The organism is Streptomyces sp. NPDC102514, assembly GCF_055584525.1.
Map to the genome: position 1 here is coordinate 20,679 of NZ_JBVJLW010000006.1, position 18,045 is coordinate 38,723.

Sequence of the window (18,045 nt, forward strand, 5' to 3'; positions counted from 1 at the left end):
GGTGGTGGGGGTGGGCCTCAAGGATTGCGCAGTTCCCCGCGCCCCTGAGGGTGGGGGGTGGTTGCGGTGTATGGGCGGCTGCGGGGTGGTGGGGGTGAGCCCAACGGATTGCGCAGTTCCCCGCGCCCCTGAAGGTGGATGTCAGTCGTCTTGGGGTGGGGGCATTCGGGTGCCGCCCAGTTCTACTGCTGTGCAGCGCCAGCGGAGGTCCGGGCCCTGTTCCAGGCGGAAGGCCATGGCGCGTAGCCGGTCGCCGGCGCCGATGCGGGCGAAGGCCTCGACCGCGCCCGGGCCGGCCACGTAATAGCCGATGTCCCGGACGAACGGGCGGGTGCCGCGGGTGCGGAGCGGGCTGTGTTCGGCGAGCCAGGCCAGTTCGTCGTAGGCGCGGCCCGCGGTGTGCCGGAGCATGCAGTGGACCGGGCGGTGCCCGCTGAGCACCTCTACGAGACGGTCGGCGAAGACGTCCGTGGGGCGCGGCTGCGCGGCCCGTGGCATGACCGAGGCGCTCTTCGGCGTCGTGCGCGGTGCTGTGCCGCCCGGGCGGCGTGTGTCGTGGCGTACGGGGGGCCGGGTGCCCTGGGTGCGCCTCGTCCTGGTCATCACCTTGTTCACGGCGGAGCCCCATTCGGTCGGACCGGCTGATACCGGTCGGTAACTTTCCGTTGGGGATCTTGTACGGGGCCGGGGCGAGCGACCGCAAGCGGACCGGGCGGGCGCCGGGACCGCCGGGATGTTCACCTATCAGGGGGACGGAAGCGGCGGCGGCCTTAGGGGGGCCTGGGGTCCACCGGGTGACGTGCGGGACGGGGGTGGACGCCCGGGCGGGGGTGGGTACGGACTCGAAAGGGGACACCCGCACGTATCCTGAAGACCTTCCGGCAGGTGCGGGACCCGCCCACGGAACCACGTCTACGAAAGCGGTCGGCCATGCGCGTGTACGTCCCTCTGACCCTCTCCGGTCTCGCCGAGGCGTACAAGACGGGGGAGCTCGGCTCGGGACCCTTCGTCGCGTACGCCGTCACGCCCGCGCTGCGCGAGTGGTACCTCTCCGACGACATCGAGGAACTGGAGTACGCGGCGCTGAACCGGGCCGCGCTCGCCTCCCTGCGGCTGGTCGCGCTCGACCCCGGCACCCCGCGCCGACGCGTCGTCGTCGCCGTCGACGTGCCGGACGGGGCCGCGGTCGCCGAGCCCGGCCTGGGACCCGACCCCGCGTCCCTCGGCGAACTGCGGGTCGGCGCGGCCGTCGCGCTGGCCAAGGCCGCGGCCGTACACGTCGACTCGGACGAGGCGGAGCCGGAGGTGACGGCCGCCGCGGACGCGCTGGGTGCGGCGGACCGCGGCGACGACGACGCCCAGTTCGTCGTGGACGGGGCCGCGGACCACGAGCTGCTCTGGTTCGCCACGCAGGAGATCCCTAACCTCGTGGGGCTCGGCGACTGAAGCGCTCCGGGGGCGTGTGTCGCCCGGCAGGTGCTCCCGCAGACCATTCGAAGCGCACATGGGGCTTTGTCAGTGGTGCCGGGTACTTTTTGGATATGGGGATGCGCGGAGCGACACATATCGTCTGGGACTGGAACGGGACGCTGTTCCACGACAACAAGGCAATCATCGGCGCGACGAACGCGGCGTTCGCCGAGCTGGGCATACCGTCGATCACGCTGGAGCGGTACCGGGAGCTGTACTGCGTGCCCGTGCCGAAGTTCTACGAGCGGCTGATCGGGCGGCTGCCCACGGACGACGAGTGGGAGGTCATGGACGCGGTCTTCCACCGGTACTACGCGGAGCACCGGGTGGGGTGCGGGCTCACCGACGGGGTGCCCGGGCTGCTCGCCGGGTGGGTGTCGGGCGGGCGGAGCCAGTCGATCCTGAGCATGTACGGGCACGAGGAACTGGTGCCGTTGGTGCGGGGGTTCGGGATCGAGCCCCATTTCGTGCGGGTCGACGGGCGGACCGGGCCGTCGGGCGGCAGCAAGGCCGAGCACATGGTGCGGCATCTGAGAGCCCTGACGGGCGTCGACCCCGCTCGCACGGTGGTGATCGGGGACGCGGCGGACGACGCGATCGCTGCGCGGCATGTGGGGGCGAAGGCCGTGCTGTACACCGGGGGGTCGCACAGCCGGGGCAGTCTTGAGGGGGTGGGGGTGCCGGTGGTGGATTCGCTCGCGGAGGCGGTGACTCTGGCCGAGTGGTTGGCGGCGTGAGTTTGTGGGGCTCGGTGCCCTGGTCGATGTGAGCCCTGCGGCTCGGGCTGTGGCCTGCGGGCCTGTGGCCTTCGGCCGGAGGTTGGGTGTCGGGTGCGGGTTCGTTGTGGCTGGTCGCGCAGTTCCCCGCGCCCCTTAAGGGCGCAGTTGCCTGCGCCGCCTCAAGGGCGCGGTGCCCGCGGCCCTGAACCAGGACGCGGTGCCCGCGGGGCTGAACCAGGGCGCTGTGTCCGCGGGGCTGGACCAGGGCGCTGTGTCCGTGGGGCTCAAGTGCACAGTCGGTGGCCGAGTGAACTGTGCAAAGTGTCAAAAAGGTGATCCCTGTTTTGTACACATACGGCTCGTGACGAGGCCCCCCGCAGGGGCGATAGCCTTGGTGCGTGATCAGCGCGATACGTCGCGGGGGCATCGTTGCCCCTGCCCTGCGCCCGGACCGCACGGACGACATCCGTGACCGGGCGGTCGCTGGTCCCCGCGAGCGGGCAGCCGCGGAACAGGCACCGAGATCAGGGTCACACCCTCCGGTGCCGCCAAATATGGCCGATAACGCCCCGCTCATCTCTCATCGCGGCATAGCGTCGGATCAGACCGGACACCCCGCGTCGCGGCGCTACGTCACTTCACGTTCTACGACGTCACGCAACGGCGCGCGACAGGAGCCAGAGGACAATGCAGACCAAGCTGGACGAAGCCAAGGCCGAGCTGCTCGAACGAGCCGCCCGGGTTGCTGAGAACAGCCCGGTCGGGGGGAATTCTCACCTGCCGACCGGGAAGACGGGCGCGAGCGCTCCCGACCAGGACACATTGCTCGCGTTCCTCCAGCGCTACTACCTGCACACCGCCCCGGAGGACCTCGCCGACCGCGACCCGGTCGATGTCTTCGGCGCCGCCTTCTCGCACTATCGGCTGGCCGAGAAGCGCCCCCAGGGCACGGCGAACGTAAGAGTCGTCACCCCGACCGTCGAGGAGAACGGCTGGACCTGCAGCCACTCCGTCGTTGAGGTCGTCACCGACGACATGCCCTTCCTCGTCGACTCGGTGACCAACGAGCTGTCCCGGCAGAGCCGCGGGATCCATGTCGTGATCCACCCGCAGTTCGTCGTGCGGCGAGACCTCACCGGCGAGCTCATCGAGGTCCTCAAGACCCGCCCCACCGGCGACCTCCCGCACGACGCCTCGATCGAGTCCTGGATCCACGTCGAGATCGACCGCGAGACCGACCGCGCCGATCTCAAGCAGATCACCGCCGATCTGCTGCGGGTCCTGTCCGACGCCCGTGAGGCCGTCGAGGACTGGGAGAAGATGCGCGACTCGGCGCTGCGGATCGCCGAGGAGCTGCCCAAGGAGCCCACCGCCGACGACCTGCGCGACCAGGAGGTGGAGGAGGCCCGCGAGCTGCTGCGCTGGCTCGCGGACGACCACTTCACCTTCCTGGGCTACCGCGAGTACGAGCTGCACGACGACGACTCGCTGGCCGCCGTCCCCGGGACCGGGCTCGGCGTCCTGCGTTCCGACCCGCAGCACGGCGAGGACGAGAGCCACCCCGTCAGCCCGTCCTTCGAGCGGCTGCCCGCCGACGCCCGGGCGAAGGCCCGTGAGCACAAGCTCCTCGTCCTGACGAAGGCGAACAGCCGCGCCACCGTGCACCGGCCGTCCTACCTCGACTACGTCGGCGTGAAGAAGTTCGACGCCGACGGCAACGTCATCGGGGAGCGGCGCTTCCTGGGCCTGTTCTCCTCCGCCGCCTACACCGAGTCCGTGCGCCGGGTGCCCGTCATCCGCCGCAAGGTCGCCGAGGTCCTGCGCGGCGCCGGCTTCTCGCCCAACAGCCACGACGGCCGCGACCTCCTCCAGATCCTGGAGACGTACCCGCGCGACGAGCTCTTCCAGACCCCGCCCGACGAACTGCGGGCGATCGTCACGTCCGTGCTGTACCTCCAGGAGCGGCGCCGGCTGCGGCTCTACCTGCGCCAGGACGAGTACGGGCGCTACTACTCCGCGCTCGTCTACCTCCCGCGCGACCGCTACACCACCGGCGTGCGCCTGCGGATCATCGACATCCTCAAGGAGGAGCTCGGCGGCATCAGCGTCGACTTCACCGCCTGGAACACCGAATCGATCCTCTCCCGGCTGCACTTCGTGGTCCGGGTCCCGCAGGGCACCGAGCTGCCGCAGCTCAGCGACGCCGACAAGGACCGCATCGAGGCGCGGCTCGTCGAGGCCGCCCGCTCCTGGGCCGACGGTTTCGCCGAGGCGCTGAACGCGGAGTGCGGCGAGGAGCGCGCGGCCGAACTGCTGCGCCGCTACGGCAACGTCATCCCCGAGGGCTACAAGGCCGACCACAACCCGCGCACCGCGGTCGCCGACCTGGTCCGCCTGGAGCAGCTCGGCGACGGCCAGGACTTCGACCTCAGCCTGTACGAGCCGGTCGGCGCCGCTCCCGGAGAGCGCCGTTTCAAGATCTACCGCATCGGAGAGTCGGTCTCCCTCTCCGCCGTCCTGCCGGTCCTCACCCGGCTCGGCGTCGAGGTCACCGACGAGCGGCCCTACGAACTGCGCTGCCCGGACCGCGCCTCCGCGTGGATCTACGACTTCGGTCTGCGGCTGCCCAAGTCGCTAGGCGGCAACGGCGACCACCTCGGTGACGACGGCCGCGAGCGGTTCCAGGAGGCCTTCGCGGCGACCTGGACCGGGCGCGCCGAGAACGACGGCTTCAACTCCCTCGTCCTGAGCGCCGGGCTGAACTGGCGGCAGGCGATGGTGCTGCGCGCGTACGCCAAGTACCTGCGCCAGGCCGGTTCGACGTTCAGCCAGGACTACATGGAGGACACCCTCCGCAGCAACGTCCACACCACCCGGCTGCTCGTCTCGCTCTTCGAGGCCCGTATGTCGCCGGACCGGCAGCGGGCGGGCACCGAGCTGACCGACGCCCTCCTGGAGGAGCTGGACGCCGCTCTCGACCAGGTGGCCAGCCTCGACGAGGACCGGATCCTCCGCTCCTTCCTCACCGTCATCAAGGCGACCCTGCGCACGAACTTCTTCCAGGAGGCGGGCGGCGGCGTACCGCACGACTACGTCTCCATGAAGTTCGACCCGCAGGCCATCCCGGACCTGCCCGCACCGCGTCCGGCGTACGAGATCTGGGTGTACTCGCCGCGCGTCGAGGGCGTGCACCTGCGGTTCGGGAAGGTCGCGCGCGGCGGTCTGCGCTGGTCCGACCGGCGTGAGGACTTCCGCACCGAGATCCTCGGGCTCGTCAAGGCGCAGATGGTCAAGAACACCGTCATCGTGCCCGTCGGCGCCAAGGGCGGCTTCGTCGCCAAGCAGCTCCCCGACCCCGCGGTGGACCGCGACGCCTGGATGGCCGAGGGCGTCCGCAGCTACAAGACCTTCATCTCGGCGCTGCTCGACATCACCGACAACATGGTGGCCGGTGAGGTCGTACCGCCCTCCGACGTCGTACGGCACGACGGCGAGGACACCTACCTGGTGGTCGCCGCCGACAAGGGCACGGCGACGTTCTCGGACATCGCCAACGGCGTGGCCGAGTCGTACAACTTCTGGCTCGGGGACGCCTTCGCCTCCGGCGGCTCGGCGGGCTACGACCACAAGAAGATGGGCATCACCGCCCGCGGCGCCTGGGAGTCCGTGGAGCGCCACTTCCGCGAGCTGGGCGTCAACACCCAGACCGAGGACTTCACGGTCGTCGGCGTGGGCGACATGAGCGGTGACGTCTTCGGCAACGGCATGCTGCTCTCCGAGCACATCCGCCTGGTCGCCGCCTTCGACCACCGGCACATCGTCATCGACCCGCGCCCGGACGCCGCGACCTCGTACGCCGAGCGCCGCCGCCTCTTCGAACTGCCGCGCTCGTCCTGGGCCGACTACAACAAGGAGCTGCTGTCGCAGGGCGGCGGCATCTTCCCCCGTACCGCCAAGGCCATCCAGCTCAACAGCCACATCAGGGAAGCTCTCGGCATCGAGGGCAACATCGGCAAGATGACCCCCGCCGACCTGATGCGGACCATCCTCGCCGCGCCGGTGGACCTGCTGTGGAACGGCGGCATCGGTACGTACGTGAAGGCGTCCACCGAGACGCACGCGGACGTCGGCGACAAGGCCAACGACGCCATCCGCGTGGACGGCGCCGACCTGCGGGTCAAGGTCGTCGGCGAGGGCGGCAACCTCGGCCTCACCCAGCTCGGCCGTATCGAGTTCGCGCAGGCCGGCGGCAAGGTCAACACCGACGCCATCGACAACAGCGCGGGCGTGGACACCTCCGACCACGAGGTGAACATCAAGATCCTGCTCAACGCGGTCGTCGCGGACGGCGACATGACCGTCAAGCAGCGCAACAAGCTGCTCTCCGAGATGACCGACGAGGTCGGCACCCTGGTCCTGCGCAACAACTACGCGCAGAACACGGCGCTCGCCAACGCGCTCGCCCAGTCGCCGAGCATGCTCCACGCCCAGCACCGCTACCTGCGGCACCTGGTGCGGGCCGGCCACCTCAACCGCGCGCTGGAGTTCATGCCCACCGAGCGGCAGATCAAGGAGCGGCTCAACGCCGGGCACGGGCTGACGCAGCCGGAGACGGCCGTCCTCCTCGCGTACACGAAGATCACGGTCTCCGACGAGCTGCTGCACACGTCGCTGCCCGACGACGAGTACCTGCGGAGCCTGCTGCACGCGTACTTCCCGAGCGCGCTCGGCCGGCAGTTCGCCGAGCAGATCGACAACCACCCGCTGCGGCGCGAGATCGTCACGACCGTGCTGGTCAACGACACGGTCAACACCGGTGGTACGAGCTTCCTGCACCGTCTGCGGGAGGAGACCGGGGCGTCCCTGGAGGAGATCGTCAGGGCGCAGACCGCGGCCCGCGCGATCTTCAACTCCAGCTCCGTGTGGGACGGCGTCGAGGCGCTCGACAACACGGTCGACGCGGGGGTCCAGACCCGGATCCGGCTGCACTCGCGCCGGCTCGTCGAGCGCGGTACGCGGTGGCTGCTCAACAACCGGCCGCAGCCGATCCAGCTTGCCGAAACGATCAGCTTCTTCCAGGAGCGGGTCACACAGGTCTGGGGCGAGCTGCCCAACCTGCTGCGGGGCGCGGATCTGGAGTGGTACCAGCAGATCTACGACGAGCTGTCCGGGGCCGGGGTGACCGACGAGCTGGCGCAGCGGGTCGCCGGGTTCTCGTCCGCGTTCCCGACGCTCGACATCGTCGCGGTCGGTGACCGCATGGGCAAGGATCCGATGGCCGTCGCGGAGGTCTACTACGACCTCGGCGACCGGCTGCGGATCACCCAGCTCATGGACCGCATCATCGAGCTGCCCCGGGCCGACCGGTGGCAGTCGATGGCCCGCGCGTCGATCCGTGAGGACCTGTACGCGGCGCATGCGGCGCTCACCGCGGATGTGCTCGCTGCGGGGGATGGCTCCGCCACGCCTGAGCAGCGGTTCAAGGCGTGGGAGGAGAAGAACGCGGCGATTCTTGCGCGGGCGCGGACGACGCTCGAGGAGATTCAGGGGTCCGAGGCGTTCGATCTTGCGAATCTGTCTGTGGCCATGAGGACCATGCGGACGATGTTGCGGACGCATTCGTAGCGGTTGGCGTCGCGCTTGAAGAGGGGCACCCCTGTGGGTTGGGGGTGCCTCTTTCTTTTTTCGCCCCCGCCGCCCCTACCCTTCCCGTCCACACATGGGGCTGCGCCCCTCGCCCCCTTGATCGCGCTCCGCGCTCGTCCTCAAACGCCGGACGGGCTGAAGAGCTTTCAGCCCGTCCGGCGTTTGAGGACCGGGGGTTCGGGGGCAGCGCCCTCGAGTCAGTGACGGGAACTGCACCCCCCTACCGGCCTAGCCCCGATGACGGGAATCTCGGGGGGCACTTAGGGTAAATAGGATGAACGAGGATTGCCCTGATATCTCCGTTGTTGTGATCGTCTACAACGACGAGGCCCGGCTGGACACAGCCGTCCGCTCCGTGGTGGAGCAGACGCTGCGCAACGTCGAGGTCGTGATCGTCGACGACCGGAGCACGGACCGTTCGTACGAGGTCGCGCGCGGGCTGGCCGCGAGGCACCCCGGACGCGTACGCGCCTTCCGGCTGGACGAGAACAGCGGAGGCTGCGGCGCGCCCCGCAACCGCGGGATCGCCGAGGCACGCGGCACGTACGTCCTCTTCCTCGACAGCGACGACGTCCTCGAACGCAACGCCTGCCGGAACATGCTGGAGGCGGCCGAGACGACCGGCGCCGACCTCGTCTCCGGGCTGTGCGTCCGCGTCCACGTCGACTCGCGGGGCGGCAAGGAGGTCAAGTGGTACCCCTGGCTGTACACCCGCACCCGCACCCTGGAGTCGATCTCTGAGCTGCCCGACCTGCTGGTCTTCGACACCTTGTCCACCAACAAGTGTTACCGCCGGGAGTTCCTGGTCAGGGAGGGTCTTGAGTTCCCCGTCGGTATCCACTACGAGGACCTGCTCTTCTCCGCGCAGGCGTACGCGGCGGCCCGCAGGATCACCCTCATTCCGAACCGCGTCTACGACTGGCGGGTCGTCGACAAGGCCGCGGCGAAGTCCATCAGCAACCGCCGCGCCGAGATCGCCAACTTCGCGCACCGCATGGAGATCCACCGACGCGTCGACCGGCTGCTGGCCGAGCGGGGGCTGGCGGAGCTGAAGTTCTTCAAGGACGTCAAGTTCCTCAAGCACGACCTGGTGCTGCATCTGCGCGACCTGCCGTTCCGGGACGCCTCCTACCGACAGGAGTTCGCCGCCATCGCACGCGGCTATCTGGACTCCATCGACCGGGCCGCCTTCGACGAGGTCGAGCCCATCCACGCCATCTGCGCCTATCTGCTGCGCGAGAGCGACTGGGACAACCTCCTGCCGGCCGTGGACACCCTCACCAACCGCGACAAGATCTCCTCGCCGCTCGTCGAGCGCGACGGCCGCGTCTACTGGTGCGCCGAGCACATCGACGACAGCGACGAGGGTGAGAAGGACTTTGCTCGGCACGTTCTTGATGTCACCGCACTCGGCCACCACGCCAGAACCGTCGAGAAGATGTTCCTGCGCAACGTTCTGACCAGGTATGAAGAGGCCACCGGTACCGTCCGGCTCGCCGGGCGCATCACCAATCCCCTCGGTGTCGTCCCGGCCGGCGCGCGGCTCGCCGGTGAGCTGGAGTTCGGCGCCCGCCGCAAGGGGGTGCGCTTCCAGACCTTCCGCTTTCCCGTCCGCACGCTGCGGCACGAGGGCGAGTTCATCGCCTGGGAGGCGTCGGTCGACCTCGCGCGCGGGCTGCGGCCCCTCGGTGTCGTGGACGCCGTGTGGGACGTACGGCTGCGCCTGGACGTCGACGGTGTACGCACCACCACCCGCCTCACCGCCTCCGAACCCGGTCTGGCCGTCGGCCGGTCGCCCGTCCGGCCGCGGCTCACCCGGCTGGTCGCCGATCACATCGAGCCCGAGGTCTCCGCGCGCGGCCACCTCGCTTTCCGGGTCCCGACCCGGGAGAAGGTCGACGCGCTCGTCGGACGAGGGGTGCGGGGGACGCCCGGCCGGCTCGCCAAGTCCGGGTACCGCAAGGCGAAGAGGGTGCGGCGGAAGCTCACCTCCGGGGCCACCAAGATCCGCGTCTATCACGAGGTGTTCAGCCGGCTGCCCCTGAAGAAGGGCCTGGTCGTCTTCGAGAGCCATCTGGGCCGGCAGTACAGCGACAGCCCCAAGGCGCTCTACGAGGAGATGCGGCGCCAGGATCTCGACTTCGACGCCGTGTGGTCGTACGCCGGCCGCCCCGAGGGCTTCCCGCCCGACGCCACGCTCGTACGCCGCTGGTCGCTGCCCTATCTGAAGGCGCTGGCGCGGGCGGAGTTCTGGGTCGACAACCAGAGCTATCCGCTGAAGCTCACCAAGAGGTCGCGGACCACGTACATCCAGACCTGGCACGGGTCGGCGCTCAAGCGGATGGGCTTCGACGAGGCCGAGTGGAAGCTCAGGACCCGGGGCGCGCAGGAGGAGCAGCAGCGCGTCCTCGACCGCTTCGACCGGTTCCTGATCCGCTCCGAGCACGACGTACGCACCCTCGCCCGCGCGTTCCGCCTCAAGGAGCGCACGCTGCTGCGCGTGGGCTACCCCCGCAACGACGCGCTCGTGGCGGCCCGGAGGCGCGAGGAGGAGACCGGTGTGCGGGAGCGCGGGCTGCTCGCCGCCGAGCTGGGGATCCCCGACGACAAGGCCGTCCTGCTGTACGCGCCCACCTTCCGGCAGCACGGCGGCAAACAGCGGCGGTTCGAGCTGCCCTTCGACGTGGAGCGGTTCGCCGACGAGTTCGGCGACCGGTACGTCCTGCTGGTGCGCTCGCACTACCTCAACCACGTCGTGCTCCCGCCGTCCGTGCGCGGACGCGTCGTCGACGTGTCGGCCCGCCACGACGTGACGCCGCTGCTCGCGCTCGCCGACGGCCTGATCACCGACTACTCGTCCGTGATGTTCGACTACGCGCTCCTCGGCCGGCCGCTGTTCTTCTACGCCTACGACTACGAGGAGTACGTGCACGAGGGCCGCGGCACCTACTTCGACCTCCTCGAACGGGCGCCTGGCCCCGCCGTGCGCACCGAGGAGGAGCTGTACGTGGCCCTCGCCTCCCTCGACGAGCAGGTGGTCAAGTACCGGGAGGCACGGGAGGGGTTCGTCGCGGAGTTCGGCGAGTACGACACCGGTACCGCCGCGCGCAGCATCGTCGACCAGTTCTTCGCCCAGTGGAGGCGCGCATGACCGCCGGGACCGACCAGGACATCCCCGCGACCGCGGATTCCGAGGATTGCGCGGATCCGCGCCGGGACGTCTTCTTCGTCTCCAACAGCGTCGACGAACTGGGCGGGGTGACCAGCTGGTCGCACCAGATGGCCCGGCTGTTCACCGGGCGCGGCCATCGCGTCCACGTCGTCGGCATCACACCGTCCGAGGTGCCCCAGGAACTCGGCGGGCTCCCGTACCCGACGACGACCCTGTACGCCGGACAGCCGCCGCGGCCCGGCCGCGCGCGCGAGGCGAGCATGCGCGAGGAGGCCACGAAACTCACCGCCCTCTTCCGGGCGGCGCGGCCCGGCGCGGTCGTGATCGTCACGCAGGTGTGGGCCATGGAGTGGGTCGCCCGGGCCGACACGCACGGCCTGACCGTGATCGGGATGAGCCACGAGTCGTACACGTACTCGAAGGCGTCCTCGCGCTTCCACCGGGTGCGCAGGCACTACCGGGACGTCGACCGCATGCTGGCACTGACCCGCGAGGACGCCGACCTGTGGATCGGGCAGGGCATGAACAACGCCTCGTACATGCCGAATCCGCTGCCGTTCATGCCGGAGGTGCCGTCGCCGCGCACCGGGAACGTGGTCGTCAGCATCGGGCGGCTGCACGACCAGAAGGGCATCGACATGCTCCTCGACACCTGGGCGGAGGTCGCGCCGCGCCACCCCGACTGGCGGCTGCGGATCTACGGCTCGGGCGAGGACGAGGAGATCCTGAAGAAGCAGTGCACGGCTCTCGGGCTCGACGGCTCCGTGGACTGGATGGGGCGTACAGGTGATGTGCCGGGGGCGCTGCGGGGCGGTTCCGTTTTCGCGCTGTCCTCCCGGGGCGAGGGGTTTCCGCTCGCGCTGATGGAGGCGATGGCGATGGGGGTGCCGTGTGCGGCGTTCGACTGCGCGCCCGGCGTCCACGAGATCGTCCACGACGGGGAGGACGGGCTCCTTGCCGGCCTCGGCAATACCGGGGAACTGGCGCGGCGCCTGGACGCGCTCATGTCCGACAAGGAGCTGCGGGACGGCATGGGTGATCGCGCCCGTGCCAACATCCAGCGTTATACGACGACCGAGATCGTGAACAGGTGGGAGGGGTTGTTCGCGTTTCTTGAACGGTGAGGCCGGTTGATTCCGGTTGTGCGTCGGGTGCGGGCCGGTGGGGGTCACCCGCGCAGTTCCCCGCGCCCCTGGGCGGTAGGGGCGCGGGGAACTGCGCGACCAGCCCCCACGGACCCGCACCCGACCACGCACCGAACTATCCCTTCCCCCCGCCCCCCGTGAACTTCTCGTACTCCTTGAGGACTTCCTCCGTGGGGCCGTCCATCCGGAGTTCCCCCCGCTCCAGCCACAGCACCCGGTCGCACGTGTCCCGGATCGACTTGTTGTTGTGGCTCACCAGGAAGACCGTGCCCGCACTCTTCCGCAGCTCGCGGATCCGGGCTTCGGAGCGCTTCTGGAAGGAGCGGTCCCCGGTCGCGAGGGCCTCGTCGATCATCAGCACGTCGTGGTCCTTGGCGGCGGCGATGGAGAACCGCAGCCGCGCCGCCATCCCGGAGGAGTACGTCCGCATGGGCAGGGTGATGAAGTCGCCCTTCTCGTTGATCCCGGAGAAGTCGACGATCTCCTGGTACCGCTCGCGCACCTGCTCCCGGGACATGCCCATCGCGAGCCCGCCGAGGTAGACGTTGCGTTCGCCGGTGAGGTCGTTCATCAGCGCGGCGTTGACGCCGAGCAGGGAGGGCTGGCCGTCCGTGTAGATACGGCCGTGCTCGACGGGCAGCAGGCCGGCGACGGCCTTGAGCAGGGTGGACTTGCCCGAACCGTTCGTGCCGATCAGGCCGATCGCCTCACCCCGGTACGCGGTGAAGGACACGGACCTGACGGCGTGCACCTTGCGTACGCCCGACGCCTGCTCGGCCTTCTTCCCGCGCAGGATGCGGTTGAGCGCGGCGGTGGCGCTGCCCCGGCCCACCCCGGTGCCGTTGACGCGGTAGACGATGTCGACGCGGTCGGCGACGACGGTGGGGATCGGACCGACTCCGTCGGTCACTGCGCTCTGTTCAGCCACGGCCGTACGTCTCCTCAGCCTTCCAGAAGTAGATGAACCCGCCGACGCCGGCGAGCAGGGCCCAGCCGACCGCGAGTGCCCACACGTGGTGGGGCAGCTGGCCCGCGTGGAACGAGTCGATCAGCGCGAACCGCATGAGGTCGATGTAGACGGCGGCCGGGTTGCACTGCAGGGCGAGCAGCACGACACGCGGCATGTCCGGGTGGCCGCTGAGCACCCGGTCGATGCTCCACATGACACCGGAGACGTACATCCAGGTCCGCAGCAGGAACGGCATCAGCTGCGCGATGTCCGGTGTACGGGCGCCCAGCCGGGCCACGATCATCGCCACGCCCGCGTTGAACACGAACTGAAGTGCCAGCGTCGGCACGGCCAGCAGCCAGGACACGCCGACGGGCACACCGAAGCAGAGCAGGATCACGACCAGCGCGGCCATCGAGAACAGCAGCTGCTGAAGCTGCTGCAGCGCGTACGAGACGGGGAGCGCCGCCCGCGGGAAGTGCAGGGCGCGGACCAGGCCGAGGCTGCCGGAGATCGCCCGGGTGCCCGCCATGATCGAGCTCTGCGTGAACGTCCACACGAACACGCCCGTGACCAGGAACGGAACGTAGTCCGGCACGCCCCGGCTCGTGCCCATCAGGACGCCGAAGATGAAGTAGTAGACCGCCGCGTTCAGCAGGGGGGTGGCCACCTGCCAGACCTGGCCGAGCTTCGCCTGGCTGTACTGGGCGGTGAGCTTGGCCGTGGCGAACGCGGTGATGAAGTGCCGGCGCGCCCACAACTGGCGGACGTACGCGGACAGGGTGGGCCGTGCGCCGCTGACGGTGAGGCCGTGGCGGGCGGCGAGTGCCGCGGGGTCGTCGTCGTACGGGGCCGGCGCCGGGGGCGGGGTCGCCGAGGACGGTGTGTCGAGGACCTGACTCACATCCGCTGCTTTCACTCGGGGGAGGGGCGGAGAGGGAGGAAGGGACGTACGGGAAGCCCCAGGAGGGCTCTTTACCTGCGGTTGAGCTGCGATTGAGGACGACTTTACGTCGGGACGGGACCGTATCGTCGTCACGTGAGCGTAGGCCGATCCGACGTCGGAACGCAACCGTTTCGTCGTCACGCCTCTATGCTGGGCCGTATGACGACGAACGCCGACGCCGACGGAGCAGCCCGGAGCCCTCAGCGGCCGGAGACGGGGCCGGAGTCCGAGGCGAAGCCGCGCCGCAGGGCCCCCGCCGGAGCGGCGGTGCTCCGGGAGGACGTCACGGAGGCGATCAGGGCCGCCGTCTTCGGGGAACTCGCGGCCGTCGGATACGCGCGCATGTCCATCGAGGGGATCGCGCGCCGCGCGGGCGTCGGCAAGACCGCCGTCTACCGCCGGTGGCGCTCCAAGCTGCACCTGGTGCTCGACCTGGTCTCCGCGATCGCCGTACAGGGGCTGCCCGCGCCCGACACGGGCACCCTGGAGGGCGATCTGCGCCTGCTGTACGAGGTCACCTCACGCGCCCTGCGTCACCCTGTCGCCTCGCAGGTCATCCCGGACCTTCAGGCTGAGGCGGCCCGCAACCCGGAGATCGCGGAGGCCCTGCAGAAGGCGCTGCGCGAGGGGCAGGCGGGCGTCGCGAACGGCATCGTGGAGGCGGCCCGGGCGCGCGGTGAGATCCGGGCGGACGTCGACGGCGAACTGGCTCTCGACCTGATGTCGGGACCGCTGTACTGGCGCGCGGTGGTGATCCGTGGCCCAAAGCCGCCGAAGGGATATCTGGAGAGCTTGACCCGGGCCACGGCGGCGGCTCTCAAGGCGCTGTAGAGGACCGGAGACGGCCGTTCCACCTGCGGTTCGGCGGCGGCTGCCGCCCTGCTCCGGGCACCTCTCAGAGGGCGCCCGACCCCCGCAGCGACCGGATCGTTGTCATCCACGCCTCACTCTCGGGCCCTCCGGGGGCGCATACTGGAAACACGATGACGAAGCCATCCGCGCCCCGGCGCCACCTGTCCACCAGTCCCTTCAAAGCTCCGGTTGTCCCGGTCGCCAAGCACTTCGCCCTGGGTGACCGTGTGACGCACGACCAGTTCGGCCTGGGCAGGATTGTCGGCGTCGAGGAGGGCATCGCGATGCTCGTCGACTTCGGCTCCCGCCAGGCCCGTATCGTCAGCCCCTACACCCGTATGGACAAGCTCTGACGGATCCCGTCAGAGCACCCTCGCCGCGGCCCAGGACCACCTCCGGCCCGCGGCGAGTGCGTTTCGGAGCCGCGGAGCCGTGCGGCGGTTCCTAGTTCCGTCGTGCCTGCGGGTGGAGTTGCAGCCAGCCCTCCCAGGCCGACGTGATCATGTCGTCGAGGCCGTACTTCGCCTTCCAGCCGAGTTCCGCGGCGACGCGTTCGGCGGAGGCGACGACCCGCGCCGGGTCGCCGGGCCGGCGCGGTGTCACCGTGGGCGCGAGCGTGCGGCCGGTGAGCTCGTTGATGCGGTCGATCATGCGGCGGACCGAGACTCCCTCGCCGCGGCCGATGTCGAGGGTCAGCTCGGTGCCGGGCGCCGCGGCCAGGCGTCCGGCCGCCGCGACATGGGCCTCCGCCAGATCGACGACGTGGATGTAGTCGCGCACGCAGGTGCCGTCCGGGGTCGCGTAGTCGTCGCCGAAGATCCGCGGCGGCTCGCCCCGCGTGAGCTTCTCGAAGACCATCGGCACGATGTTGAAGACGCCCACGTCGGCCAGTTCCGGCGCTGCCGCCCCCGCCACGTTGAAGTAGCGCAGACAGGCCGTCGACAGACCGTGCGCGCGGCCCGTGGCCCGCAGCAGCCACTCCCCGGCGAGCTTCGTCTCCCCGTACGGGTTGATGGGCACGCAGGGCGTCTCCTCGGTCACGAGGTCGACGTCGGGCATGCCGTACACCGCGGCCGAGGACGAGAACACGAAGGACGGCACCGCGGCGGCCGTGACCGCCTGCAGGAGCACGCGCAGCCCCTCGACGTTCTCGCGGTAGTAGTGCAGGGGCAGGTCCACCGACTCGCCCACCTGCTTCTTCGCCGCCAGATGCACGACACCGGTGATCGCGTGGTCCTTCAGCGCCCGCGCGACCCGCTCCCCGTCCAGGGTCGAGCCGACGACGAGCGGGACCCCGTCCGGGACGCGTTCGGAGATCCCGGTGGACAGGTCGTCGTACACCACGGTCCGTTCGCCCGCCCCGGTCATGGCGCGGACGACGTGCGCCCCGATGTAGCCGGCGCCGCCGGTGATCAGCCAGGTCATCTACGGCCGTCCCCTCATGTGTCCTCGTGCGTACTCGCGTGGACTCGTGTGTCCCTCATGGTGCGGATACGGATCAGTGAAGCAAACGCTTCAGCCTGCGGCCCAGCACGGCCGCCGTCCCCCGCAGGCCCGGCGCGATCCGCAGGGCGAGCGAGCCCGCGTGGGTCGCGTACGGCTGGACGAGCAGGACCCCGTGCCGGGCGCTCGGGACGACCGTCCGGCGCAGCAGACCGGGTCCTGTGCTCGCGTGCGCGGTGGTCTCGCGGGTCGTGCCGTCGTGGAAGCGCAGGCACAGCCGCAGGTCCCAGGTGCCGGAGCCGAGCGCGGCGAGGTCGGCCGGCGCCTCGGCCGTCCAGGAGTCGACGCCGGAGCCGGAGCCGATGGTGTCGGGATCGACGTCGTCCGCGTGGAAGGGCGCGGTGAGCGTGAGGCCCGTCCGCCCGTCCTGCCGGTGCACGAACTCGGCGTCCACGGCCGCCGGGGCCGCGTCCGCCATCCGCCCGTACAGCTCGTGCAGGCGCAGCCGCAGCCGGGTGCCACGCGCGCGTGGCCGCAGTTCCGCGTCGACGGCCACCGGGAGGACGCGCACGGGCCGGTGCAGGAGGTGTTCCAGGGTGACGTGGGGCAGGTCGGCCGACCAGACCGGCGTACCGTCCTGGGCCCGCGCGTACGGGGGCCGCAGCCGGGCCGGACGCGCCGCGACCTCCTTGACACGGATCAGGTCGCGCGGCTTCTCCGAGGCCAGCACCACCTGGGCGATCACCCTGCCCGGCGCCGGGGCCAGCGCGAAGTCGGCCGCGTCGAACGTCGCGAGGTACGCGCGCGATAGGGCCCACCACTCACGCCGGTACACGGCCCCGCGCAGATCCAGCTCGCGCACGTACATCCGCAGCGCGTGGTCGAGGAACCGGGCGCGGGACGCCCGGGCCAGCCGTTTCTCACCGGCGGCGAGGAGGATGTCGTACGCGAGGGCGTGGGCGGTGATCCGGGCATGCCAGTTGTCGACGCCCGACCTGTCCAGTGAGATCGACAGGCGTTCGGCGCCGCGCCGCACGTGCCAGACGTAGACCGTGTCCGGGATCAGCGCGATGCGCGGACGGGCGGCGAGCACGCGCGCGGTGAAGACGAAGTCCTCGTAGGGGAAGTGCCCTTCGGGGAAGCGGATGCCGTGCTCGCGCAGGAAGTCGGTGCGGTACAGCTTGTTGACGCACAGCGTGTCGTGGACCAGGCGGACGCGCCGCGACGGGCGGGTCACCAGGGCGGCCCCCGCGTACAGCTCGGGCTGCCAGCGGACCTCGCGGCCGGAGGGCAGTTCGCGGCGCACGCACAGGCCTGCGGCGACCTCCGTGCCGCGCCCGGTGGCCGCCGTCAGCAGGGCGTCCACCGCGCCGGGCGGCAGTACGTCGTCGCTGTCGAGGAACATCACGTACGGGGCCGTGGTGGCGTCGATGCCGTCGTTGCGCGGGCTGCCGCAGCCGCCGCTGTTGACCTCGCGGCGGACGACCCTCAGCCGCGGCTCGTCCCGGGCGAGGCGGTCCAGGAGGTTTGCGCTGCCGTCCGTCGAGCAGTCGTCCACGGCGATCACCTCACGGACCGCGGGCCCCTGCGCCAGCGCCGAGCGCACCGCGTCCCCCACTCGGGCGGCGTCCTCGTACCCGATGACGACGACGCTCACCTGCGACGGGCCGGGAGTTCTGGCTCGCATGACGTGCACGGCCTCC

General features: G+C 70.5%; 12 protein-coding genes. 7 read left to right on the top strand and 5 right to left on the bottom strand.

Features of this window, described 5'->3' with window-relative positions:
• Positions 1 to 141 precede the first annotated feature (141 nt).
• The gene (locus ACZ60E_RS16975; RefSeq protein ID WP_469441259.1) at positions 142 to 615 is read right to left on the bottom strand and encodes an Rv3235 family protein; all 474 of its coding nucleotides are present in this window, start codon (positions 613 to 615) and stop codon (positions 142 to 144) included.
• Between the two features lie 315 nt (positions 616 to 930).
• Between ACZ60E_RS16975 and ACZ60E_RS16980 the strand changes: the two genes are divergently transcribed.
• The 5 genes from ACZ60E_RS16980 (at position 931) to ACZ60E_RS17000 (ending at position 12,131) form a co-directional block, all read left to right on the top strand.
• A complete protein-coding gene (locus ACZ60E_RS16980) occupies positions 931 to 1,446 on the top strand; it encodes a DUF6912 family protein (RefSeq protein WP_385837637.1) in 516 nt (171 codons plus the stop codon).
• Between the two features lie 95 nt (positions 1,447 to 1,541).
• A complete protein-coding gene (locus tag ACZ60E_RS16985) occupies positions 1,542 to 2,207 on the top strand; it encodes an HAD family hydrolase (protein ID WP_384815403.1) in 666 nt (221 codons plus the stop codon).
• A 669-nt stretch (positions 2,208 to 2,876) separates the two neighbouring features.
• Positions 2,877 to 7,814: an NAD-glutamate dehydrogenase gene (locus tag ACZ60E_RS16990; protein WP_469441262.1), complete on the top strand. Its 4,938-nt coding sequence runs from the start codon at positions 2,877 to 2,879 to the stop codon at positions 7,812 to 7,814.
• Positions 7,815 to 8,109: 295 nt separating this feature from the next.
• Entirely contained in the window at positions 8,110 to 10,986 is a 2,877-nt protein-coding gene (locus ACZ60E_RS16995; protein WP_469441264.1) for a bifunctional glycosyltransferase/CDP-glycerol:glycerophosphate glycerophosphotransferase, read from the top strand.
• Positions 10,983 to 12,131 (top strand): glycosyltransferase, encoded by a 1,149-nt coding sequence (locus tag ACZ60E_RS17000; RefSeq protein WP_469441267.1) that lies wholly within the window; start codon positions 10,983 to 10,985, stop codon positions 12,129 to 12,131. Before ACZ60E_RS16995 ends, ACZ60E_RS17000 begins: the two co-directional genes overlap by 4 nt.
• A gap of 136 nt (positions 12,132 to 12,267) precedes the next feature.
• On the opposite strand, the gene ACZ60E_RS17005 is transcribed toward ACZ60E_RS17000, so the two are convergent.
• Together ACZ60E_RS17005 and ACZ60E_RS17010 are read right to left on the bottom strand one after the other, a co-directional pair.
• The gene (locus ACZ60E_RS17005) at positions 12,268 to 13,080 is read right to left on the bottom strand and encodes an ABC transporter ATP-binding protein (protein WP_469441270.1); all 813 of its coding nucleotides are present in this window, start codon (positions 13,078 to 13,080) and stop codon (positions 12,268 to 12,270) included.
• Positions 13,073 to 14,005, bottom strand: coding sequence for an ABC transporter permease (locus ACZ60E_RS17010; protein WP_384815416.1), 933 nt, complete (start codon positions 14,003 to 14,005; stop codon positions 13,073 to 13,075). The genes ACZ60E_RS17005 and ACZ60E_RS17010 overlap by 8 nt, the downstream gene beginning before the upstream one ends.
• A 189-nt stretch (positions 14,006 to 14,194) precedes the next feature.
• Here ACZ60E_RS17010 and ACZ60E_RS17015 point away from each other — a divergent pair, with 189 nt between their 5' ends.
• Positions 14,195 to 14,878: a TetR/AcrR family transcriptional regulator gene (locus ACZ60E_RS17015; RefSeq protein WP_469441272.1), complete on the top strand. Its 684-nt coding sequence runs from the start codon at positions 14,195 to 14,197 to the stop codon at positions 14,876 to 14,878.
• A gap of 152 nt (positions 14,879 to 15,030) precedes the next feature.
• Complete coding sequence (locus ACZ60E_RS17020; RefSeq protein WP_055517933.1) at positions 15,031 to 15,252, top strand: hypothetical protein; 222 nt, start codon at positions 15,031 to 15,033, stop codon at positions 15,250 to 15,252.
• Positions 15,253 to 15,343: 91 nt separating this feature from the next.
• Here ACZ60E_RS17020 and galE read toward each other — a convergent pair whose 3' ends face one another.
• Positions 15,344 to 16,324: a UDP-glucose 4-epimerase GalE gene (gene galE, locus ACZ60E_RS17025; RefSeq protein ID WP_469441275.1), complete on the bottom strand. Its 981-nt coding sequence runs from the start codon at positions 16,322 to 16,324 to the stop codon at positions 15,344 to 15,346.
• Between the two features lie 73 nt (positions 16,325 to 16,397).
• Complete coding sequence (locus ACZ60E_RS17030; RefSeq protein WP_469441277.1) at positions 16,398 to 18,029, bottom strand: glycosyltransferase family 2 protein; 1,632 nt, start codon at positions 18,027 to 18,029, stop codon at positions 16,398 to 16,400.
• Positions 18,030 to 18,045: the final 16 nt, after the last annotated feature.